This window comes from Pseudomonas sp. RC10 (genome assembly GCF_038397775.1).
In the GTDB taxonomy this organism is placed as follows: Bacteria; Pseudomonadota; Gammaproteobacteria; order Pseudomonadales; family Pseudomonadaceae; genus Aquipseudomonas; species Aquipseudomonas bambusae.
In genome coordinates this window covers 5,079,593-5,103,053 of the sequence record NZ_CP151650.1, presented here as the reverse complement: position 1 = coordinate 5,103,053, position 23,461 = coordinate 5,079,593, and the positions used below count along the sequence as shown (strand labels likewise).

Below are 23,461 nucleotides of genomic sequence, written 5' to 3'. Positions count from 1 at the left end.
CCTGCGGTCGCCGCGTGCGTTGCGGATGAATAGCGATTCACCCTGTAGGAGCGAATTCATTCGCGATGCGCTGGCAAGGTCGATACATCTCTGTCATCTGGCCCATTTTTCGCGAATGAATTCGCTCCCACAGGTTTTGAGCGCAGCTTCGCATCCAACATGGGGCGTTATTTGGCATCCGCCACATTGAGCTTCGGCGGCGTCCACCCGCCGCCCAGCGCCTTGTACAGATTCACTTGATTGACCTCCCGCGCCAGCTCCAGCGTCAGGTATTCCTGTTGGGCGGCGAACAGTGAGCGTTGCGCGTCCATGGTCGAAAAATAGCTGTCCAGCCCCGCCTCGAAACGCAACCGCGACTGACGCCACGCTTCCTGATAATCCTTTACCAGCCGCTGCTGCGCCGCGACTTGCGCGAGCATTTCCTGGCGCGCATTCAGGGCATCCGCCGCTTCCCGAAACGCGTTCTGCACCGTACCTTCATAGGCCGCGGTGTTGGCGTCATACCGCGCATGGCTGGCATCGACCACCGCCCGCCGCCGACCCCCATCGATCAACGTCATCGACCCGGCCGCCGCCAGTTGCCAGAACTCGGCGGGGCCAGTGAGCAGTTTCGAGAAGTCACCACTCAGGCTGCCCAACGCGCCGGTCAACGAGAGGGTCGGAAAATACGCACTGCGCGCCGCGCCAATGTCCGCGTTGGACGCCCGTAACAAGGCCTCCGCCGACAGAATGTCGGGGCGGCGCTTGATCAGACTCGACGGCAAGCCCGCAGGCACATCGGCGGTGGCCAGCGTCTCGCCCAGATCGCCCTCCGGCAGCAGTTGATCGGGCACGGGCTGACCGACCAGCACGCGCAAGGCGTTGAGGTTTTGCGCGACCTTCATGCGATACGTGTTGACCTGTACGGCGGCGGTGTTGGTCATCGCGTCACCCTGATGCACGTCGATGCGTGCCGTGGAACCCGCGTTGAAACTGCTGCGCAACAGCTCGCCGTAATGCTGCTGGGAATCGAAGGTGGACTGGGCCAGATTGAGCAGGGTCTGATTGGCTTTCAGGCTCAACCACGTGCTGGCGACTTCGCCGATGAGCCCCAAACGGGCGGTCTGGTAATCCGCCTCGGTGGCTTCGAAGCGCGCGTCAGCGGCGTTGCGTTGGCTGCGCAGGCGGCCGAACAGGTCCAGCTCATAGGACGTGAAACCGGCTGTGGCCTGAAAGGTGTTGTCTGTGCTGCCCGAGCTCACGCCGCCGCCTTGCGTCCGCACCAAGGGTGGGATTTTGCTGCGTCCTGCGTAGGTGTTGAGACCGATTGAGGGGAACAGCGCAGCGTGGGCACCGTCGGATTCGGCGCGGGATTCCGCCACCGATGCCGCGTACTGACGCAGGCCACGGTTGTTCGACAAGGCCAGATCGATCACCTGACGCAAGCGCGGGTCGGTGATGAACGTTCGCCAGTCCTGCTGAAAGGCCAGCTTCGAATCATTCATGCCCGGCGCTTGCGTGTTGCTCGGCCATTGCTGATCGATGGGCGGGTCGGGGCGCTGGTAAGTCGGCTCCAGCGAGCAGCCGGTCAGAAGCACAAGGGTGAGCAAAGAGAGGCGTAGTGGGCTGTTCATCGGCGTGCTCTCGTTAACATGGCTTGACCTGCAATTTCAAAAGGCAATGGGATTTTTGGTGTTGCGCAGATTCCCCCGAGGTCCGGTCTCACGGCGAAACATCAGGCCTGACTCGGCTTCAACGGTGGGAGCGAATTCATTCGCGAATGGCCGGTACATTCGACACATCTCCATCGCCTGTACCGACGCATCGCGAATGAATTCGCTCCTACAGTGGGAAGCGCGTTTGCAGCAGAGCAATCGTCCAAAAGGAAGGCCCAGTAGAAAGCGTTAGCCGGACGCGTCTTACAACCGCATCCCGAACAACGCCCGCAACGGCGCGAGCAACAGCGTCCAGAACTCCCCACGCGTCGCCGACACCCTGGGCGCTGGCCCCTCCGGCAGGCGCAGGTTCACGGTCTTGAAACCGGGCATCGGGCGCCGCCGACGCTCAGTCCGCAGCTGACGTGCGCGACGGGCATACGAGAGCAAGGGCGGGCGCTTCTCGCCAATCAACGAACGCCGCAACAAGCTGCTGAAAGCGATCCCCGGTTTCGCCCGGCCCGCGACGTTGGTGTTGGCGTCACTGAACAACCGGCCAATCAAGCGCTGCCGCAAGGGTTCGTCCAGATCGACGAACTGCAAACCCAGCCGCCCGTCTCCGGTCTGGCGTTTGACCTCCACCGGCACGCGGCCCACCTTGTTCACCCACACCGTGCCCCGCAGTCCCGGCCTGATCAGCGCCGAAAATTCACAGGCGAACGACGCGCCGCTCAGGGAAATGTCCGTCAAGCGCCCGGCAAACATCCGACCGCTCAAGTGCAGCCCGGCGGGCTTGAGAAACGGGAAACGCTCTTCGCCATGTAGCCTCGGACGATCGACACAGGCCACCAGCGTCGCGACGTTGTACACCAGGGCCACCACCGTCCAGCACAGGTTGAACTGCACGTTGCCGTCGAAGATGTCCGCCGTGGCAATCGCGGTGAACGCGCCGATCTGCGCGAACAGCGTGAGGAAGAAAAAGAACCCGAAGAGTTTCCAGTGGACCATCGTCTGCGAGCGGTCCAGCCCCTTGGCCGTGACCTTGAAGGGCCGCCCGAACGGGCGAATTAACGCGCTGAGCAACGTGGCCGTCACTGCCAGCGAGGCGACGATCTGCGTCACCTCGGTGAAAATCGGCAGCGTGCGCCGGTCGGTGACCCACGTCCCGTAGCCCCAGAAGGCGATCAGCGCAGGCATGCCGAATGCCAGGAAATCCATCGGCTTCGCGTAGAACCCGGCAATGCGGAAATACCAGTAGAGCAGCGGTGAAACCAGCATCATCAAAATGAACGGCTTGGAGAACCAGTGCAGCAGACCATGGACGTAATGCAGCCGGTCGTTGAGCGTGTAGCCGCGCCCCCGCAACGGGCCGTCCGGCAGCAACGCGACCTGAATCGTGCCCAGGCACCAGCGACCCCGCTGGTTGATGTACTCGGTTAGGCCTTCCGCCGACAGGCCGATGGACAGCCGCTCGTTCAGCCAGCGGGTGATGTAGCCGCGCTGCAAGAGACGATAGGTGGTGTAGATGTCTTCGCAGACAGAGCCTGTAGGAAAGCCGCCAATTTCATTGATCCGATCGCGCCGCACCACGAAGGATGTGCCGACACAAAACGCCGCGTCCCACCCATCCTTCGCCGGTTGGAACACGTCGAAGAACACCCGTTGCTCGTCCACCCAACAGGTCGACGAGCCCAGGTTGTGCTGGATCGGGTCGGGGTTGTAATAGAACTGCGGGGTCTGCACCAGCGCGACTTTCGGGTCCTCGAACAACCCCAGCGTGCGCATCAGGATCGGCTGTTGCGGCGCGAAGTCCGCGTCCAGCACCAGAATGTACGGCGCGTTGGTCGAGGCTTCGGACTGGCGCAAACCGTTGTTCAGGTTGCCCGCCTTGGCGTGGTCGTTGTTGTCGCGGCGAGCGTAATACACGCCTCTCTCCGCGCAGTAGTCCCGCAGCCAGTCGCGGCGGGTGTCGTCCAGCACCCAGACATTGAAATTGGGGTAGTCCATCGCCTGCGCCGCGATGATGGTTTTTTCCAGCACGTCCAGCCCTTCGTTGTACGTGCAAATGAACACGTCCACTCCTGGCACATGGGGACCGGCACTTCGCAGGCGACCTTCTCCAGCGTCCGCTTTGGTCGTGTGATCGGTGCGCACCAGCATCACGACAATGGACACCAGCGTGTAGGTGATCGCCAGCATTTCGAAGAACAGGAAGGTGTAGGACCACAGCGCTGCGAACCCTGAGTGAACGTCGGGCAGGGTGGCGCGGAATCGCCAGATCACGTAGTTGATCAACAGCAGTCCGGTCACCAGCCCGAACGCGGCCCGCGCCCACCACTGGTTGCGGTGGGTCAGCGCCGCGAACAGCACCACCATCGCCAGCGTGCCGAGGTTCAACTGCCAGAGTTGCAATGCATCGAGTGCGTGCATGTCAGTTGGCCTCCTGTGCGCCGGTGAACGGGTTGACGCCGCTGGCCGCAATCGCCGCCCAGGCCGTGGCGCCCAGATGGGGCAGGTGGTAGTAGAAAAAGTCATTGCTCGTGGAGTCCGGGCCGATGGCCAGCCCGGTGCTGATCTGTGCCTGCGGGGTCGCGAACAGCCAGCCGTCCGCCGACTGCTGCGCGATCAGCACCGGCCACAGTGCGCGGGCCTTGTCAGTGGCGCCGGTGAGGTGCGCGACGGCGGCGGCCTGCGCGGTGCCCTCGGTCCACAGGCCGTCCGGATCGCGACTGAAGCCGTAACCTTCGCCAAACCGGTGGGCCTGATCGACGAACCCGAACACCCGCGACCAGTCGGCGGGCGGCTTGCGGAAGGCAATCAATGGCCAGATCTGCGCGTCCAGCCCCGAGCGCTGATGCTCGGCGGTGCGGCCGTCGGGGAGGGTGCCGATCAGAAACCGTCCTTCCTGGGCGAGCCATTGGCGGTCGACGAAGTCCCGGGCGATCCTGGCTTGGCTGGCGCTGTCGGCGCTGGCCTTGATGCGGTTCAGCGCGTCCCATGCGGCAGCCAGATCGACGTTGTGTTCGGTGGATTTCCAGCCCTGACGAACCGGGTTCGGCGGGTAGCCGTAGAAGCCGCCAGTGAAGCCTGCCGGGGCCTGGCTGTCGTAGGTGTTGCGCTGGGTCCAGAGCAGGATTTTTTCGGCGGCCTGTAGATAACGCTGTGTCTGGGTCTGACGAAAGGCTTCAAGCAGCGCCAGCACCGCCCATGCCTGATTGCCCGTGGCACTGCCGACCTGATACGCGTCCTGATTCCAGGCGTTGCGCTCTTGGCTCCAATAACCCGGCAGCAGAACCGGCCCGCTGGTTTTTACTGAGCCGGCGGCGTAGGCGTTGCGCAGACGGCCGTCGTGATAGTCGGGGTCGTTGTCCACCGCGTACGTCAGCGCGTCAGCGATACGCTCCGCCGATTGCGGTTTGCCACAGCCGAACAGCGCGATGCTCGCCAGCGCGTTGTCGTAGGTGAACGCCACGCCGCGCAGGGCAATGATCGCGGGCGGATGGCCTTCGAAGGCGGGGTAGCTCGCCAGCAAAACGGGGCCGTCGGCGAGGGACAACACGGCACGGTCGAGCGCCGCGCACGTTAACCGTTCCAGTTGCGGACGGCTTTGATCGGCCATCACCGGAACGCTGAACAGCGTCAGCAGCCACACGCTGCAACCGGCCAGCCCGAGGCGTTTCATCCTGACACCTTGGCCGTCACCCAATTGCCCGGATTACAGGTCCGCGCGCGTTCGTTTTCCGAGAGGTTGTCGTCGAACGCGCCGACCACGTACACAGCGTTTTGCTCGGCGAACGGGAAGGGCACGCTGTAATTGGCGGAGAGGGTGTCGCTGGGTTTCGACAGCAACTGCACGACGTGTGCCCTGAGCGGCTGATTCAGGCCCGCGACGTCCACGATCAGCACCGTGTCCCGCGTGATTTTGCTGGCCATGCGCTCCGGGAACACCGCGATCACGTTGCTCTGATTGCAATGGGTGGCCCGCACCAGCGTGGCGCCTGCGCGGACCAGGGTGCCTTCCGGGGCGACCAGTTCCTGAACGGTGCCGGGGGCGTAGGCGACCACGTTGTACGCCGCCATTAGCCTGACCCGGTTCTGTTCGGTCTCAATCAGTTGATTGAGGTTGTCCAGCTCTTCCTGTTGCGTCGCACGGTTCTTCGCCTGATTCGCCAGGCTCAGCTGCAGCGTGGTCATCTGCGCTTGGAGGTCAAACATGCGCAACTGATCGGGGTCGAGGTACACCTGTTCGCTGGCCGCCGACACGTCGCCACTGTTGATGCGCAACTGCGAGCGAATCGATTCGGCCGCCCCTTGCAGCGACGCCAGTTGCGCCTTGGAAGAGGTCACCGCCGCTTCACTCACCGCGCCTTGGCGAAACAGCTCCTGATTGCGCATCAACGTGGCCTGGGCATCCTGCAAACGGGCGTCGGCCGCCACGCTTTCCGCCCGCAGCGCACGTTGCGCATACAGCTGCCGTGCGTGGTAGGCGGTCTGGTATTGCTGGCTGGTTTTATCGAGTGCGTCGTAGAACTGCTGATCGTGTTCGGCCTGGCTTTTCAGCGAGGCCAATTGCTGCTCCAGCGTCAGGCGACGGGTCTGCAAGGTGAGCAGGGTTTCCTGATTGGCCCGTGGGTTTTCGATGGTGGCGATGGTCTGCCCCTTGGCGAACGCTTCGCCGGGCTTGATCGACAGCGCACTGACAACGCCGTCGATGGGCGTGGTCAGCAGAATCACCGGCGCATTCAGAATCGCCCGGGTGGCGGACGAGGACAGCAGCGGCAGGAACAGGGTGGAAAACAGCAGCCAGACGATGAAGAACAACACGCTGAACCCCACCAGCCGGGGCAGCAGCGACAGCGTGAAAAAACGCGGCCTGGCAGGCACCCCGGACGTCATCGAGATCGGCTCGATCGATAAATTGGTCATTCCAGTACCTCAAGGCCAAGCCTGCAGAAATCATTTCGCGGCCACGGGCGCAGGCCGCGTGAACGCGTCAGGTAGACGACAGCTGAACCCAGGCATACGAAAGCGTCGCCGAACGTGGCGATGTACAGGATCTGTTCGCTGAAAGCGCAGGACTGAAAAGGCTGGATACGTCCCGTCTTGTTGAAGTGCAGCGGCAGTGATCCAGGCAGGAGAAAACGATCACTGGCCTTACGCTAGGCGGGAAGTTTTTGAGTGTCAATGACCCGCGCGCGCTCATTGTTTGGCGTCGGATTGTTGCCGTATTTTCGGGGCGGGTGGAGATTTTTCGAGTTCATGCCTCGATTCATAACTGACTGATCTGTCTGTTATTTTTTAACAGTCTGCCGCTGCACGAGGCCTCGCAGGGAGTGTTTAGACGCAAACTGCGAAGCGCTTAAGCATAAAAAGATATAAGCCCTGAGCTGCTTTACAGCTTCAGCTCTTGCCCCAACACCACATTCAGCGCGTTGCGTGCATCGTCCAGTTGCACCAGTGTCGCGTGGTGGGCGCCGAGGGCGTCGCGGTTTTCGATGGCGGTAAGGATGGCCCTGTGTCGCGGCAATGCCAGTTCGTGCAGGTTCGGGCGCTTGTTGGAATGCTTCAACGCTTCACGCAACGCCAGCGACAGCATGTTGCACAGGTGCGCGAGCAGGTCGTTGTGGGTGGCGTCGGCGATGCGGCTGTGGAAATCCAGGTCGGGCTGCAACACCTCTTCGACGGTCGGCGCGGCCGCCATGCGTTCGTAGGCCTCGCTGATTCCGGCGACTTCGTCCGGTGTGGCATGTTGTGCGGCAAGGGCGGCGGCGGCCGGTTCGATGATGCTGCGCACGCTGGTCAACAGGGCGAAGAATTCATTCTGCGGCGAGCTTTGCATCAGCCAATGGAGCACGTCCGGGTCGAGGATGTGCCACTCGCGACGAGGCTTGACCACCGTGCCGACGCGAGGCCGTGAATACACCAAGCCCTTCGCCACCAACACCCGCGTTGCCTCCCGCAACACCGGCCGACTGACCGCGTATTCCTCACAGAGCAGGGCTTCGGCGGGGAGCTTGTCATCAGGTTTGAAGCGGCCTGAAACGATCTGCATGCCGATGTCCTGGACAATACGCGAATGCATGCTCTTGCGGTCGGAGGGCTTACGGTAATCCATGGGGCGCGGGGCAATCCTGAACGGTGAATGCCGCGCATCATAGCATTGGCGGGGATGAGGAGGGCGCGGGTGGGAATGTCGGGCAGTTTCATGCATGTCGCTGCTGAGCGCCCATGCACAAACCTGTGGGAGCGAATTCATTCGCGAAAAAAGGTACACCCCATGCGGATGCGTCGTCTGCCAACCTTTTCGCGAAAGAATTCGCTCCCACAGCAGGCTTTACCGGTAGCCCATCAGTGGGAGTGCCGAGGCACTTCCGACCCACGCATCCCGACGAGAAAATCAAAATCACACCCCTGATCAGCCTGCATCACATGGTCGATGTACAACTGGCGATAGCCACCGATCAGCTTGTTTTGCGGCGCTTGCCAGTCGGCGAGGCGGGCATCCAGTTCCTGTTGTGGAATGTCCAGATGCAGACGCCCGGTCGCGCAGTCCAGCTCGATGTAATCGCCTTCCTGCACCACCGCCAACGGCCCGCCCGCCGCTGCTTCCGGCGCCACGTGCAAGACCACCGTGCCGTAGGCCGTGCCGCTCATGCGCGCATCGGAAATCCGCACCATGTCGGTCACGCCCTGGGCCAAGAGCTTGGCGGGCAGGCCCATGTTGCCGACCTCCGCCATGCCCGGATAACCCTTCGGCCCGCAGTTCTTCATCACCAGAATGCTGCTGGCATCGACGTCCAGCTCCGGGTCGTTGATTCGCGCCTTGTACATGTCGAAGTTCTCGAACACCACGGCGCGGCCGCGATGCTTCATCAGTGCCGGGGTCGCAGCAGAAGGCTTGAGCACAGCGCCGAGTGGCGCGAGGTTGCCGCGCAACACACAGATGCCGCCATCGGCCACCAACGGGTTGTCGATGGCGCGGATGACTTCGTCGTCGCCATAGATCGGCGAGTTCTTCACGTTTTCCCACAGCGACTTGCCGTTCACGGTCAAGGCTTCAGGGTTGGGAATCAGGTTGTTCTCGCCCAGGCGGCGCAGTACCGCAGGCAGGCCGCCCGCGTAATAAAACTCTTCCATCAGGAAGCGCCCGGAAGGCTGCAAGTCCACCAGCGTCGGGGTGCCGCGACCGATGCGGGTCCAGTCGTCTAGCTCCAGGTCGACGCCGATGCGCCCGGCGATGGCCTTGAGGTGAATCACCGCGTTGGTCGAACCGCCAATCGCCGCGTTGACACGAATGGCGTTTTCGAAGGCTTCACGGGTGAGGATTTTCGACAGACGCAGGTCTTCATTGACCATCTGCACTGCACGCATGCCGGACATGTGGGCCAACACGTAACGCCGCGAATCCACTGCCGGAATCGCCGCATTGTGCGGCAAGGAAGTGCCCAGCGCTTCGGCCATACAGGCCATGGTCGAGGCCGTGCCCATGGTGTTGCAGGTGCCCGCCGAGCGCGACATCCCGGCTTCGGCGGAGAGGAATTCGTCGAGGCTGATCTGCCCCGCTTTGTAGGACTCGTGCATCTGCCAGACGATGGTCCCGGCGCCGATGTCCTTGCCCTTGTGCTTGCCATTCAGCATCGGCCCGCCCGTGACGACGATGGCCGGAACGTCGCAACTGGCCGCGCCCATCAGCAACGCAGGGGTGGTTTTGTCGCAACCGGTCAACAGCACCACGCCGTCGATTGGGTTGCCGCGAATCGCCTCTTCCACGTCCATGCTCGCCAGGTTGCGCGTGAGCATGGCGGTGGGGCGCAGGTTCGATTCGCCGTTGGAGAAGACCGGGAATTCAACCGGGAAACCACCGGCCTCGATCACGCCACGTTTGACGTGTTCGGCGATGGTGCGGAAGTGGGCGTTGCAGGGGGTGAGTTCAGACCATGTGTTGCAGATGCCAATGATCGGCTTGCCCTGAAACTGGTGGTCGGCGATGCCCTGGTTCTTCATCCAGCTGCGGTACATGAAGCCGTTCTTGTCAGCGGTCCCGAACCATTGGGCCGAACGCAGGACAGGTTTCTTGTGGGTATTGGAAGGGGAATCAGACATAAATCAGCACTCTTATTGTAAGACTTAAAACGTCACGTGCTGATTAAAATAGGCCTAAAAAGGCCAGAGTGGAAGTCTTGTCACTTCAAATAGTATTACTATATAGTCGTTTCCCATCGAGAGACGACCCTGCCCGCCGCGTACTCAACCATCTGGCACACACGAAGGCAGAGGCGATCTCCGACGCTTCCATAACAAAAACAACGTGGAGACCGCTTACATGAGCCAGGAACTCAGGCTTATTCGTCGCATCACCCTGAAACTCATCCCGTTTCTGATCCTCCTGTACCTGATCGCGTATGTAGACCGTTCCGCCGTGGGCTTCGCCAAGCTGCACATGGGCGCGGACGTCGGCATCGGCGATGCGGCTTATGGCCTCGGTGCGGGCTTGTTCTTCATCGGCTACTTCCTCCTGGAAATCCCCAGCAACCTGATGCTCGAACGCTTCGGCGCGCGGCGCTGGTTCGCGCGGATCATGATCACCTGGGGCGCGATCACCATGGGCATGGCCTTCATTCAGGGCCCGACCAGTTTCTACGTGATGCGCTTCCTGCTCGGCGCGGCGGAGGCGGGCTTTTTTCCTGGCGTGCTGTACTACATCACCCAGTGGTTCCCGGTGCGCCATCGCGGCAAAATCCTCGGCCTGTTCATCCTTTCGCAACCCATCGCCATGATGATCACCGGCCCGATCTCCGGCGGCCTGCTGGGCATGGAAGGCGTCGGCGGTCTGCACGGCTGGCAATGGCTGTTCCTGTGCATTGGCGCGCCTGCGATCCTGCTGACCTGGCCGGTACTGCGCTGGCTGCCGGACGGCCCGAAAGACGTGAAATGGATGGACCCGGTCGAGAAGGAATGGCTGACCGGCGAGCTGAAAAAGGACCTCGAAGAATACGGACAGACCCGGCACGGCAACCCTTTGCACGCCCTCAAGGACAAACGCGTCCTGCTGCTGGCGCTGTTCTACCTGCCGGTGACCCTGAGCATTTACGGCCTGGGTCTTTGGCTGCCGACGCTGATCAAGCAGTTCGGTGGCAGCGACCTGGTCACCGGGTTCGTGTCGGCGGTGCCCTACATCTTCGGCATCATCGGCTTGCTGATCATCCCGCGCAGCTCCGACCGTTTGAACGACCGCTACGGCCATCTGGCCTTCCTTTATGTGATCGGGGCAATTGGGCTGTTCCTCAGCGCCTTCCTCAGCGTGCCGGTGCTGCAACTGGCGGCGCTGTGCCTGGTGGCGTTCTCGCTGTTTTCCTGCACCGCGATTTTCTGGACCTTGCCGGGCCGCTTCTTCGCCGGTGCCAGCGCGGCAGCCGGTATCGCGTTGATCAACTCGGTGGGCAACCTCGGCGGCTACATCGGGCCGTTCGTCATTGGCTGGCTGAAAGAACTGACCGGCAATCTGGCCAGCGGCCTGTACTTCCTCGCGGGCGTGATGGTCTTCGGATTGATTCTGACCGGCATCGTGTACCGCGTGCTGGAACGCAAACACGTGCTGCCGGAATCCAAATTCGCGGCCAGCGCCCGTTCACGCTAAAAGGAGAAACTCATGCATTTGGTTCAATTCGAGCTGGGTAACGGCCAGCGTCGCGTCGGTCTGGTGGACGGCGCGCTGGTGCGGGAAGTGCAGGGCGCGACCAGCACCCGTGAACTCGCGCTGGCGGCCATCGACAAGAAAATCTCTCTCGCCGAACAGGTCGACAGCCACGGCCTGGGCGACAGCCACGATTATTCGCAGCTGCGCGCCGACCTTCGCATCCTGCCGCCACTCGATCACCCGGACCCTGCGCATCTGCTGGTCAGCGGCACCGGCCTGACGCATCTGGGCAGCGCTTCGGCTCGCGACAAGATGCACCAGCACGGCAACGACGAATCTGCGATGACCGACACCATGCGCATCTTCAAATGGGGCATCGAAGGCGGCAAACCCGCAGCCGGTGAAGCGGGCGTGCAACCGGAGTGGTTCTACAAGGGCGACGGCAGCATCGTCATACGTCCTGGCGAAGCCTTCCCGCAGCCGCCGTTTTCCGAAGACGCGGGCGAAGAGCCTGAGCTGAGCGGCCTGTACGTGATCGGCAACGATGGCAAGCCGTACCGACTGGGTTTTGCCATCGGCAACGAGTTCTCCGACCACGTCATGGAGCGCAAGAATTACCTGTATCTGGCCCACTCGAAACTGCGTGCCTGCTCGTTCGGCCCTGAGTTGCGCGTCGGCGATTTGCCGCAAAACCTGGCGGGCACCAGCCGCATCCTGCGCGACGGCAAGGTGCTGTGGGAGAAGGAATTCCTGAGCGGCGAGGCCAACATGTGTCACAGCCTGGAAAACCTCGAATACCACCACTTCAAATACCGCCAGTTCCTGCGGCCTGGCGACGTGCACGTGCACTTTTTTGGCACCGCGACCCTGTCCTTTGCCGACGGCATCAAGACCCAGCCGGGCGACCATTTCGAGATCAGCCAACGGGAGTTCGGCGCGCCGTTGGTCAACGGAATCGCCGCGACCGAGGCGGTGTTTCAGCCGGGTGGCATTACTCAGCTTTAACGAACGACACAATTTCGCTTCTGCCCGAAGGGCGTGGGAGCCGGCTTGCTGGCGAAAGCGGTTTATCCGTCACCCCTGTGGTGTCTGAAAGGCCGCCTTCGTCCGAACGCGGCCCGCAGCAAGCCGACTCCCACAGGAATGCGGTTTGCCTGACAGATCCGATAAACAGGACCCGACTCATGACCCAGATCACCGGCCACAACTTCATCAACGGCACTCGCAGCGCCGCAGGCACCATCATCGTCTACAGCGTCGACGCCAGCACCGGCGAAACGCTGCCTCACGATTTCTATCAGGCCACGGTTGAAGAAGTCGATGCCGCTGCCAACGCCGCAGCCTCTGCCTACCCGGCGTATCGTTCGCTGAGCGCCGAAAAACGCGCGCACTTCCTCGACGCCATCGCCGATGAAATCGACGCGCTGGACGACGACTTCATCGCCACCGTTTGCCGCGAAACCGCGTTGCCGACCGCCCGCATTCAAGGCGAACGCGGACGCGTAACGGGCCAGATGCGCCTGTTCGCCAAGGTCCTGCGTCGCGGCGATTTCTACGGCGCACGGATCGACCTGCCGCTGCCAGACCGCAAACCGGCGCCTCGTCCGGACCTTCGTCAATACCGCATCGGCCTTGGCCCGGTCGCCGTATTCGGCGCCAGTAACTTCCCGCTGGCGTTCTCCACCGCAGGCGGCGACACCGCGTCGGCACTGGCCGCCGGTTGCCCGGTGGTGTTCAAGGCCCACAGCGGCCACATGGCCACCGCTGAACTCGTCGCCGAGGCCATCCTGCGCGCCGCCGACAAAACCGCCATGCCCAAAGGCGTGTTCAACATGATCTACGGCGGGGGCGTGGGCGAGTGGCTGGTCAAGCACCCGGCGATTCAGGCCGTCGGCTTCACCGGCTCGCTCAAGGGCGGTCGTGCGCTGTGCGACATGGCGGCTGCGCGTCCGCAACCGATTCCGGTGTTCGCCGAGATGTCGAGCATCAACCCGGTGATCATCCTCCCTCAAGCGCTGGGCCTGCGCAGCGAACGCATCGCCTCGGAACTGGCGGCGTCCATCGTTCAGGGCTGCGGGCAGTTCTGCACCAACCCCGGCCTGATCATCGGCCTGCGCTCTCCGGCTTTCACGGAATTTCAGAAACGCCTGGCCGCACAGATCAACGATCAGCCGCCGCAGACCATGCTTAACACCGGCACGCTGGGCAGCTACAGCCGGGGCCTGAAAGCCTTGCACGCTCACGCGGGCATCACGCATCTGGCAGGCAGCGAGCAAAAGGGCGATCAGGCCCATCCGCAGCTGTTCAAGGCCGACGTCCGCCTGTTGCTCGAAGGCGACGCGCTGCTGCAAGAAGAAGTCTTCGGCCCGACATCGATTGTGGTGGAAGTGGCCGATCAAGCGCAGCTGAACGGCGCCTTGCGCGGGCTTCACGGCCAACTCACCGCGACGCTGCTGGTCGATGGTGACGACATGCAGCGCTTCAGTGAACTCACTGCGTTGCTGGAGCAGAAAGTCGGCCGGATTCTCATCAACGGCTACCCGACCGGCGTGGAAGTGGTGGATTCGATGGTGCACGGCGGCCCGTACCCCGCCACCTCGGATGCCCGCGGCACCTCGGTCGGCACCCTCGCCATCGACCGTTATCTGCGCCCGGTGTGTTTCCAGAACTACCCCGACAGCGCCCTGCCCGACGCCCTGAAAAACGCCAACCCGCTGGGGATTCAGCGGTTGGTGGATGGAGTGAATACCACCAAGGCAGTGGTGTAACCCCTGTAGGAGCTGGCTTGTCCTGCGACCGGCGGGGAACCCGTCGTAAAACCGGTGAACGCGGTACACCTGATACACCGCATTCACCGAAATTACGACTGCTGCGCAGTCGGTCGCAGGGCAAGCCAGCTCCTACACAGGGACTCGTGCAAGACATGACCCACCCGACACCCACATAAAAACAAACGAGGTGCGCCCCATGACCGCCAACGCCATACCGCTGGAACAGCTCGACACCGACGCGCTGGAAGACAGCATTTACCGCAAGGTCAGCTGGCGCATCGTGCCGCTGTTCATCTGCTGCTTCCTGTTTGCCTACCTGGACCGCGTCAACATCAGCTTCGCCAAGCTTCAGATGGCCAGCGATCTGGGCTTCAGCGAGACCGTCTACGGCCTCGGCGCGAGCCTGTTCTTCGTCGGCTATTTCCTGTTCGAAGTGCCCAGCAACGTGCTCTTGCACAAAATCGGCGCGCGCATCTGGATCGCCCGGATCATGGTGTCCTGGGGCATCGCCTCGGCCTGCATGATGTTCGTGCAGACCGAATTCTGGTTCTACACCCTGCGGTTTCTGATTGGCGTGATGGAAGCGGGCTTCGTCCCCGGCGTGCTGTATTTCTTCACCCAGTGGTATCCCGGCACACGTCGGGCGCGGGTCAATTCCTACTTCAAAAGCTCCATTTGCCTGTGCGGCATCGTCGGCGGTCCGATTGCCGGGCTGATCCTCGGCCACTTCGACGGCGTCATGGGCCTGGCCGGCTGGCGCTGGCTGTTTCTGCTGGAAGGCATCCCCTCGGTAATCCTCGGCGGCGTGGTGTTCTGGCTGGTCAAGGACCGTATCGAAGACGCCCCGTGGCTCAGCGCTCAGGAGAAGCAAATCGTTCTGTCGCGCATGGCCAACGAGCCCAAGCCCGCCGGGGCGCAGAAGGTCAAAGACATCTGGAAACACCCGACCACGTACGTGATGTCGGGGATCTACCTGTGCCTGGTCATGGCCCTGACCGGCCTGCTGTTCTGGATGCCGCAACTGATCAGAAGCGCCGGGGTGCTGGACACGATGGACATCGGCCTGCTGACGGTCATCCCGTACGTAGGCGCGGTCATCGGCAACCTGCTGATCGGCGCCAGTTCCGACCGTCACCGCGAGCGCCGCTGGCACATGGCAGGGTGCGCCACGCTGACGGCACTGGGCTATCTGGTCTGCGCGCTGTTCCCCGGTCAACTCACGCCGCTGATGATCGGCATGACCCTGATCATGACCGGCATCATCGCCTGGATGCCGATCTTCTGGACCATCCCGCCGCGCTTCCTGAGTGGCATCGCCGCTGCGGCGGGGATCGCCCTGATCAACTCGCTCGGTCAGTTGGGCGGTGTCATTGCGCCGTTCATGGTCGGTCGGATCAAAGACCTCACCGGCACTGCAACCCCGGCGCTGTTCGCGTTGTTTGCCGTGAGCGTATTGGCGATCGCGCTGATCGTCTGGGGCATTCCGGCGCGGTATTACGCCAAGGATGCGCAGCAGGAGTGATTGAGCCGCAAGCGAGCAGTCGCCTCTGTTTGTGCTGGCTGCATGCTGAACCTGTAGGAGCGAATTCATTCGCGAAGGTGGATCAGGCAGCAGAGATGCATCGCCTGTACCGGCCTCATCGCGAATGAATTCGCTCCCACAGGGTAGTGGCGCAACCCCAGATCCCTGATTCGCCCACCCTGACGCCTTTTGACCTATCATTCGCGCTTTCATCCGAAGCGAACCCTTGCCATGACCACCACACCCCAAACCCTGCGCGCCGCCCTGCAAACCGCCCTGACGTCCCAAGCCATGCTGGAAGTCGACGGCCTGCACGCCTTCGAATTCACCCTGGATGAAATGCTGCAGATCGAAAGCATGGACGGCCGCGAGCGCAAGGTCTGGCGCTTTTCCCTCGCTCAGGTCGACGCTGCCGAATTCGACAGCGCCTTGCAAAGCTGGGTGATCAACGACGGCAACGCCGACCATCGCATTCTGGTGCTCGAAGCGTTCGCGGCCGGCGATGATGAAGAAGACGAGTAACGCCTGACGTCGCAGCCCCCTGTAGGAGCTGGCTTGTCCTGCGACCGGCGACGGAGTCGTCGTAAAACTGGAATATGCGGTCTGCCTGATCCACCGCGTTTGCTGGACCTACGACTGCTTCGCAGCCGGTCGCAGGACAAGCCAGTTCCTACAGGTACCGAGGCAGGTACAGGTACAGGCCTGCACCGGCAACTACTGCCACCCAACCGCTGTCATAGACCTGATTCTCGCGTAAACCACGCGCCAATAATGCCAACAAGAGATCAGCCCACATGACACCCAGAATCCTGCCCTGGCTGGCCCTCGCCAGCAGCCTCACCGTTTTCACCGTTCAGGCCAAACCCATGACCGATTACGACGTGCTGGTGGGCGCTTACACCGCCGGCGCGAGTGAAGGCATCTACCGTTACGGCTTCAACACTCAGACTGGCCAACTCGACGCTAAGCCCCGGCAGGTCATCAAGAGCGAAAACCCCTCTTGGCTGACCCTGTCCAAAGACCAGCGCCACCTGTTCGCCGTCAACGAAAACGGCCCCGGCCAGACCGACGTGGTTGGCAAGGTCAGCAGTTTCGCCATTGATCCCAAAACCCATGCCGTCTCGTTCATCAACCAGATCGACAGCAAAAGTGATGAGCCGACCCACTCGAACCTCAGCGCCGATGGCCGCTTCCTGTTCGTCGCCAACTACGCCGTGCACCCCGATCCCGGCGGCTCGCTGGCCGTGGTTCCAGTCGGCAAGGATGGCAAGTTGTCTCCCGTGGTGCAGACCGCCACCCACGAAGCCAGCAAGGTCAACCCTGAGCGCCAGGCCTCGTCCCACGTCCACTCGGCCGTGCCCACGCCTGATGGCAAATACCTGATCGCCATGGACCTGGGCGCCGACAAGATGTTCGTCTTCAACTACGACGGCAAACAGACTCAGCCCCTGAAACCCGCGAAAACCCCGTCCGTTGACCTGCCACCGGGCAGCGGCCCGCGCCATCTGCTGTTCAGCAAGGACGGCAAACACGCGTGGCTGACCATGGAAATGAGCGGTCAGGTCGCGGTATTCGACTACCACGACGGCGCCTTTAAACGTACGCAACTGGTCGATCTGGCCAAGCAGGACGGCCAGCAATACCGCGCCGCCGGTGGCCTGCACACCTCGCCGGACGGCAAATTCCTCTACGTCGCCAACCGCGGCGACATCAACGAACTGCTGGTCTTCAGCATTAACGCCGGTAACGGTCAGCTCAAGGAAATCCAGCGCCGTTCCGTGGAAGGCAAGGAGCCCCGTGAGTTCGCCTTCGACCCCAGCGGCCACTTCCTGCTGATCGCCAATCAGAAAAGCAACCAGATCGTCACCGTCCGCGTCGACCCGAAAACCGGCGTTCTGGGCGATACCGTGCAGAAAGTCGACTTCGATTCCCCCTCCGATTTCCGCTTTCTCACGCATTGACCTCGCGCAAGTGACACCTTGACGCACCCTCCAGCCCTTTGAAATCAAGGGCTGGAGCCATCTATTAATTGAATTGATAAGGGCTAGTGGCAGAAAAGATTTTTTCTGAAAGCGCCTCGGGCGTAACTTTCATTCCACGGCCAAGACGGTCAAGACTTGAAACGAAACATCAACACCGAGGTACACATCATGAACTTCAATCTCTTCTCCATCATCGCCGCGTCTGCCATCTCCGCCACCGTTGCATTGCCAGCCAGTGCCAGTGCCGAAGTGACAGAGAAAAAAATCAGCTCGACCCAGAGCTACACCCCGAAATACCTGCAACAAAGCGCCAACTTCTACGCAGCTCTGGATCATAAGACCCAGCAATGAATAGAACTCTCGACGTAAATCCATTCCCCGTTAATGAAACCTATGTTCACTACCGGGGAATGGATTTGTAAGAAACACCGCTGTACTGCTTCACATTGCTCGACATTGAAAGAACGCTTTCGCGAGCAACTTCGCCGTTAACAGGTTGATGCGACCCACTGACCACTGCGTGTCAGGCCATGCATCAAATGCCGGCGAGCTTGCTCGCGAAAGCGTTGAATTCCCTCCCTTTGGTCCCCGTCTGCTGAATAAGCGATGGGGATTTTTTTATGCGTGAGAATTATCAGAAATCCAGTGCATAACTGATTCCTACCGTTCGGCCCTGAGCGTGCGTAAAAGGCGCACGAGCGGTGGCTTGGCTGAATAGTGTCTGGTACTGACGATTGTTCATGTTATAGATACCGCCTTCCATACGTCCCACCGGCAGTTGTGTCGAACCCAGAAGATCAAACAGGGTGTAACTATCAATGGAGCGACCATTATTGTCTTTGGCGGCGGCGTCGTAGTTGGCGAGATGCAACGCTTGCAGACGGATGGAGTAACGGTCGGGCGCATATTCGGCAAAGACGGTTGTTTTGGCCGGTGACACGCGCGTCGCCGGCAGGTCGATCCATTTGCCCGCCTGGCGTGTTTCCCCTTTTACCCACGAATAGGTCCCGCCCGTATTCCAGACGTCACTCAGACGATAGGCCACATCGGTTTCGATTCCTCTCACGCGTTCGTTCTGATTGATTAACCTCAGCACGCGGTCCCGCGCGTCGTAGAACTGGGTCACGTCGGAGGTGTTTTCATAAATTGTTATCTGGGTGTGCCATTTGTCCCCATTCGCGCGCCAGCCCAGTTCATGGCTGTCGACCTTCAACGCTTGGGCATTGAGCTGGCTGATGTCGTAGGTGCTGCTGACGTCACGCAAATAGCGCTGAATATCAGGCAATGAAAAGCCTTGGCTGAAGTTGGCGAAAATTTCCTGCGTCTCGCTCAAGCGGTAAACAGCACCCAGGTTGTAGAGCGTGGCATCGTACTTGAGCGTTTCACCCGGCAAGGTCGACCAGCGTCCGGTCCGAACGATTTCGCCATAAGCGATGCTGTCTCTGACCTGGCTCTCGACCCATGCTCGGCGCACGCCTCCTCGCACGGTCCAGTCGCCCAGATCAAAGGACACCTGGCCGAACAGTGCCCTGGTGGTGGTTTCGAGATCAGGCCCCAGCTCAAAAGTGGTGCCGGTCTTGCGGTAGGTCAGGCCATCGACGGTGTACTGATCACCGCGCTGTCGGGACCTTTCGCGATCGTAGTCGGCGCCCCACACCAGATGCCCGGTAACGTTGCCGAGGGTGGGCAGGGCGGTTTGAATGGCGGCTCGCAAGCCGTACACATCCTGCACGCTGTTGTTATCGGAAACGCCAGCTTTGCCACGGCGAAGGTCGGGGAAGAAGAGCGCATCGGCGCGCCGCCAGTAGCTTTCCAGCTGCAGACTCTGTTCGAAAAAATTGCTGTCGCTGTAGTCCAGATTGATGGCTTGATTGCGCGTATGAGGTTGATCTCCGAGGATCAGTCCTTTAAGCGCCACGGCCTCGTCCCGATTTTTCGGGTCTTTGCTGTAACGGGTTTTTTGCTGGTCCTTGTAGTCCTGCAGCGACAGCCTCAATGCGCGTTCAGCATCCAGTTCATAGCCGAATCTGGCCTGCAGGTCATAGGTCTCGGTGTCCAGATTGCTGCCCTGAGAAGTGTCCTGCGCAATGCGCTTGCCGTTGCCGTCGAACTGATCGTCGCGTTGTGTCAGTGCAGCCGAGAGATACCCGTCCCAAGGGCCTGCACGGCCCGTCACGCTTTGAAAGGCTTCGTAGGCAAAACCCTGCGACTGCAGGTTATTGGCTGCGCTGATGCCCACCTTGCTGCGCAATCCGAGCGTCTCGCCCTGATTGCGTTTGGTAATGATATTGATGATTCCGCCCGACGCCCCTGCACCGTAGATGCTACTGGCGCCAGAGATCACCTCGATTCGTTCGATGCTCTCGGGAGAAATACTGTTCAGTTGCCGGAAGTTGTCTCGCGTCGAGTTCTGCGATACCCCATCGATCAACACCAGCAGGCTGCGACCTCGCAATGTCTGGCCGAAATTGCTCATGCCACCTGTGCCCGGCGCAAGTCCTGGCACCAATTGCCCGACGATGTCTGACACCCGACGCCCCGCAGTGCTCTGGTGACGAACCTGATCAGCATCGATGACCTGCACCGACCCCGGAATCGACGCGATGCTTTCCCGGGTCCGTGTCGCGGAAACCACGACCTCGGAAAGATTCAAGGTGCCCGATGGCTCGGTGTTTTCGTTTTGCTCGGCAGCCACAGGCAGGGTTACAGAGCCGAATAAAGGCAGCAGAAAAGTGAGGCGGGGTTTTGTCATTGTCAGGTTTTTCCAGGTGTTGAAGAATAACGAGGGCAGATAGCAGCTGTGTGCGTGGCGCGAATGGCTCGAACCGCCAAGGCCGCGATGACGTAGGTCGATGCAACAAGCCAGAAGCTGTTGAGCAGGCCCATGAAGCTCATGCCGATGCCGCCGACGAGCACACCTGCAAGAGCGCCAGCTTTGGCTGCGCTGTTGCCCAGGCCCAGGGCGAAGCCATGGCGGGGTTGCGGCAGGGTGCTCGCAATCAATGCGTAGGCGACGGGGAGTAGTGCGCCTTGCCATACGCCCCAGAGCAGTCGACTCACCACGAACGTCAGCCACTCATTGGCCAATGCTCCAATAGCGACCGTCAACGCGCTTAGCCAGATCACCCACTCGATGACCTGAAGGACTTTGGGCGGTTGCCATTGATCAAAAAGCCGACCCCAAAGGGGGGCCGATAAGGCGAGGGATGCCGCGCTCACGGCGTAGGTGATGCCGATCAGACTAGGTGTCGCATGCAGAACCTGCGTGACGTAGAGCGCGTAGAAAGGCTGCGGCATGACCTTCGCGGCTTGAATGAGCACGATGATCAGAAGCAGGGCGCCAATCCATCCCCGAGGAAGCGGTGTATTCAGTCTATGCGATGATTTGGATCGGTCGCTTGTATCAGGAAGCCTGAAACTGACGAGTGCGCAACAGGCGCAGAGTACCGCCGCGAGATGGCACAGCACTGCAAAGCTGTAGGACTCCATCAGCCAGCCCCCGACCACGGGACCTGCCAGCGATCCTACGGCCGTGGCCGATTGCAGCTTCGTAATCGTACGTCCCTGCCCATTTTGGAGGTTCAGGCTTAGTGCATAAGCCTGTGCGGCGGCCAGAAATCCCGCGAGTCCGCCTTGTGCCATTCGCATGACGATGAGCAGCCACGGGTCTGTGACCAGGCCCGCAAGGCTCTGGCAGATCGCCAATGCAATCAATGCTCTGATGAGCATCAGCTTGTGGCCTACCCGATCGCCCAGCCGCCCCCAGTACGGCGTGAAAATCATGGCGGTCAGCATCGGTCCAGCATAGACAAGACCGGCCAGTAGCCCGCTGTAGTCCTGATCGTGGGGGCTGAGGAGTGTCTGCATATGCAGTGGCCAGAATGGGCCGCTCATTTCCATGGCTCCCATCGAGATCAACTGAATCAGCAGCAGTGCTCGCATCACGCGTTGGTCAGCGCGCATGGCGTTCGTGGTTCAGAGGATTCTTGAGGCGCCTGACGATATCGATGGGGCTGTCCCTCAATCGCATTCGAAGAAAGGATTTTGCGGGCCAGTCATTGACCAGCAATGCCTCACGCTCTGCATGCCAACGTCCAGGTTCGGTGCGTTCTTTAAGGTCGTCGAAACAACAGTTAACGTGGGCGCTGAGGGCTTCCCAGAGATCGGACTCCGTCAGTTCCCAGTGTCGAGAAATCAACAGAATCAGCTCACCGAAATGGCACATGAAAGCGGTGTGCAGCAATTTATCCCTGACAAAACCGGTGTCTTCATACAGTGTCATTGCCGGATCTTTGAGCAGCAGGTCAAAGCCTCGTTGATTCAGGGTTTTTCGGTCGATCCGGATGTCACCGAAATCCCGCAGCAATAAGCGGGAGGGCTGCCCGTTCACGTCCATCACCATGAAGCTGTTTTGTTGATGGGCTTCAAAGGCAAACCCATACAACAGGTACATCGCCATGAGCCCTGGAAGGGCGGCATAGAGGTAACGGTCTAGAAAGTCGCTCGCCGCCTGAGGGCTGTCATTGCCCTCTGAGAGCAAAATCCACTGACGCAGCAAAGGTTCATCGCGGTGATCGGGTGCGAACAGACTTCCGACAGGGACAGCTATTTCGCCGGGGTTCAGCAGGTCATTCGGATTGGTTCGGTAAAGCACCGACAGGTGACGTTCACGATCATCCGATGGTCGATGGGATTTGAAGTGCAGCCCTATACATTCAGGGACAACGATGAGCGTTTTCTGAACTTCAGGTTCAGCATTGAGGATGCGCATCAGCAGCGCCGACACTCTGGGCCCCATGCACGCAGACCTCGGGGAAAGGGTGCGCTGAACGCTGGTCAGGCGCAGGCCCACAGGCAGTTTGACCATGGGAGCGGTTCGGCTCGCCTCAGGTAAAACAGTCCTGAATGACATGGTGGGATGTGCTGTGAATGCCTTTATCCGGGACATCACGAGCAGGCGGTCACTGAGTTCATCAGCGAAGAGTGATGGGAGTGTTTCGCTCGCCTGCCAAGGATGGACAGGGAGCGGGAAGTAATCGCTGGCATTAAGGCCTTGTGCGTGAAGCAGGCTATCAAGTTTGTGCAGCGGCTCAGGAAACCATTGAGCTAACCAGTCCCTATACTCAGGTGATCCGGGCAAGGATTCGATATGGATAAAGTCTCTGTGCACGGCGCACAGAATGACTTCAAAACGGGCGTCGAACTCTGGGGAGTAATCGATCACTTGGCGGGGTGACAGTCCCAGTTTCGTTTTGTAATTGGGATGCCAAGGGTGTCCGGTTGTACCCCATTGCTCCAGAACGAGGCTGGTATTGACGGCAGGTGTATCGCGCAAGTCGGCAAGGAATGAGTTTGAACCGTGCTCACGCGAGGACGCAGCCAAACGTCTGCTCCAAGCGTCGTGAAACGCCACGCAGAGGATGTCGTTCATGAAGCTGTTATCGATTTCGGCAGACAGGCGCGTCAAAACGTCTGCATCTGCGATGTCATCTGAGACAGCTAGCACATACTCCAGAAGTTCTGAAGGCAGTGTGAGGGGGGAGGCAGGCAGTCCCTTGTGATGAATGAGTACCCTGCCACCTAATGACCAGGCACTCATTCGGTGATCAATCAGATCCTCGAATACAAGTTCGGTAGTAGAAGTTAACGGTAATGAGCGATTGCCATCTGGTAGCAGTGTGAGTGTATTCGACTGAATTATCCCTTCTCTTAACATTGCTTGTGTCAAACGTTGCAAGGCTCGTTGTGACGATTTTTGAAGCGCAATAGTTACGTTTTCTTCGGTGATGCGGTGATGCGTGAAAATGGAAGAGTTGATCCCATGCCTTAAATGGGACGTTACGTTTTCAGGCATTAAAGCGTGTAGCGGGCTCACATCCGAATCCTTCGATGATCACAATCAATACCTCCCATGA

The 23,461-nt window shown here is 60.6% G+C and carries 17 protein-coding genes; 7 read left to right on the top strand and 10 right to left on the bottom strand.

Features of this window, described 5'->3' with window-relative positions:
• Positions 1–167 precede the first annotated feature (167 nt).
• From AAEO81_RS23180 to AAEO81_RS23155, 6 genes are all read right to left on the bottom strand, one after another.
• Positions 168–1,613, bottom strand: coding sequence for an efflux transporter outer membrane subunit (locus AAEO81_RS23180; protein WP_341959359.1), 1,446 nt, complete (start codon positions 1,611–1,613; stop codon positions 168–170).
• Between the two features lie 285 nt (positions 1,614–1,898).
• Positions 1,899–4,064 (bottom strand): glycosyltransferase family 2 protein, encoded by a 2,166-nt coding sequence (locus tag AAEO81_RS23175; RefSeq protein WP_341959358.1) that lies wholly within the window; start codon positions 4,062–4,064, stop codon positions 1,899–1,901.
• A 1-nt stretch (position 4,065) separates the two neighbouring features.
• On the bottom strand, positions 4,066–5,316 hold the full coding sequence (locus AAEO81_RS23170; RefSeq protein WP_341959356.1) for a hypothetical protein: 1,251 nt from the start codon (positions 5,314–5,316) through the stop codon (positions 4,066–4,068).
• Positions 5,313–6,560: a hypothetical protein gene (locus AAEO81_RS23165; RefSeq protein WP_341959354.1), complete on the bottom strand. Its 1,248-nt coding sequence runs from the start codon at positions 6,558–6,560 to the stop codon at positions 5,313–5,315. Before AAEO81_RS23165 ends, AAEO81_RS23170 begins: the two co-directional genes overlap by 4 nt.
• Before the next feature lie 466 nt (positions 6,561–7,026).
• A complete protein-coding gene (locus AAEO81_RS23160) occupies positions 7,027–7,749 on the bottom strand; it encodes a FadR/GntR family transcriptional regulator (RefSeq protein WP_341959352.1) in 723 nt (240 codons plus the stop codon).
• Positions 7,750–7,982: 233 nt separating this feature from the next.
• The gene (locus AAEO81_RS23155) at positions 7,983–9,737 is read right to left on the bottom strand and encodes an IlvD/Edd family dehydratase (RefSeq protein ID WP_341959350.1); all 1,755 of its coding nucleotides are present in this window, start codon (positions 9,735–9,737) and stop codon (positions 7,983–7,985) included.
• Positions 9,738–9,957: 220 nt separating this feature from the next.
• Here AAEO81_RS23155 and AAEO81_RS23150 point away from each other — a divergent pair, with 220 nt between their 5' ends.
• The 5 genes from AAEO81_RS23150 (at position 9,958) to AAEO81_RS23130 (ending at position 16,086) form a co-directional block, all read left to right on the top strand.
• Positions 9,958–11,271 (top strand): MFS transporter, encoded by a 1,314-nt coding sequence (locus tag AAEO81_RS23150; RefSeq protein ID WP_341959348.1) that lies wholly within the window; start codon positions 9,958–9,960, stop codon positions 11,269–11,271.
• Between the two features lie 12 nt (positions 11,272–11,283).
• Positions 11,284–12,276 (top strand): AraD1 family protein, encoded by a 993-nt coding sequence (gene araD1, locus AAEO81_RS23145; RefSeq protein WP_341959345.1) that lies wholly within the window; start codon positions 11,284–11,286, stop codon positions 12,274–12,276.
• A gap of 179 nt (positions 12,277–12,455) precedes the next feature.
• Positions 12,456–14,039 carry an aldehyde dehydrogenase (NADP(+)) gene (locus tag AAEO81_RS23140; protein ID WP_341959343.1) on the top strand — a complete coding sequence of 528 codons (1,584 nt, stop codon included), beginning with the start codon at positions 12,456–12,458 and terminating at the stop codon, positions 14,037–14,039.
• Between the two features lie 199 nt (positions 14,040–14,238).
• A complete protein-coding gene (locus AAEO81_RS23135; protein ID WP_341959341.1) occupies positions 14,239–15,564 on the top strand; it encodes an MFS transporter in 1,326 nt (441 codons plus the stop codon).
• A 231-nt stretch (positions 15,565–15,795) separates the two neighbouring features.
• Positions 15,796–16,086 (top strand): DUF5629 family protein, encoded by a 291-nt coding sequence (locus AAEO81_RS23130; RefSeq protein ID WP_166593266.1) that lies wholly within the window; start codon positions 15,796–15,798, stop codon positions 16,084–16,086.
• A gap of 148 nt (positions 16,087–16,234) precedes the next feature.
• Here AAEO81_RS23130 and AAEO81_RS23125 read toward each other — a convergent pair whose 3' ends face one another.
• Positions 16,235–16,360 (bottom strand): hypothetical protein, encoded by a 126-nt coding sequence (locus AAEO81_RS23125; RefSeq protein ID WP_341959339.1) that lies wholly within the window; start codon positions 16,358–16,360, stop codon positions 16,235–16,237.
• On the opposite strand from AAEO81_RS23125, the gene AAEO81_RS23120 reads away from it, so the two are divergent.
• The gene (locus AAEO81_RS23120; RefSeq protein ID WP_341959337.1) at positions 16,359–17,525 is read left to right on the top strand and encodes a lactonase family protein; all 1,167 of its coding nucleotides are present in this window, start codon (positions 16,359–16,361) and stop codon (positions 17,523–17,525) included. The genes AAEO81_RS23125 and AAEO81_RS23120 overlap by 2 nt on opposite strands.
• Before the next feature lie 189 nt (positions 17,526–17,714).
• Positions 17,715–17,897: a hypothetical protein gene (locus AAEO81_RS23115; protein WP_166593263.1), complete on the top strand. Its 183-nt coding sequence runs from the start codon at positions 17,715–17,717 to the stop codon at positions 17,895–17,897.
• Positions 17,898–18,180: 283 nt separating this feature from the next.
• On the opposite strand, the gene AAEO81_RS23110 is transcribed toward AAEO81_RS23115, so the two are convergent.
• The 3 genes from AAEO81_RS23110 to AAEO81_RS23100 are packed head-to-tail and all read right to left on the bottom strand — an operon-like array spanning position 18,181 to position 23,421.
• A complete protein-coding gene (locus AAEO81_RS23110) occupies positions 18,181–20,298 on the bottom strand; it encodes a TonB-dependent receptor (protein ID WP_341959334.1) in 2,118 nt (705 codons plus the stop codon).
• Between the two features lie 2 nt (positions 20,299–20,300).
• The gene (locus AAEO81_RS23105; RefSeq protein WP_341959332.1) at positions 20,301–21,509 is read right to left on the bottom strand and encodes an MFS transporter; all 1,209 of its coding nucleotides are present in this window, start codon (positions 21,507–21,509) and stop codon (positions 20,301–20,303) included.
• Positions 21,499–23,421 carry an IucA/IucC family protein gene (locus AAEO81_RS23100; RefSeq protein WP_341959330.1) on the bottom strand — a complete coding sequence of 641 codons (1,923 nt, stop codon included), beginning with the start codon at positions 23,419–23,421 and terminating at the stop codon, positions 21,499–21,501. Before AAEO81_RS23100 ends, AAEO81_RS23105 begins: the two co-directional genes overlap by 11 nt.
• Between the last annotated feature and the right edge of the window lie 40 nt (positions 23,422–23,461).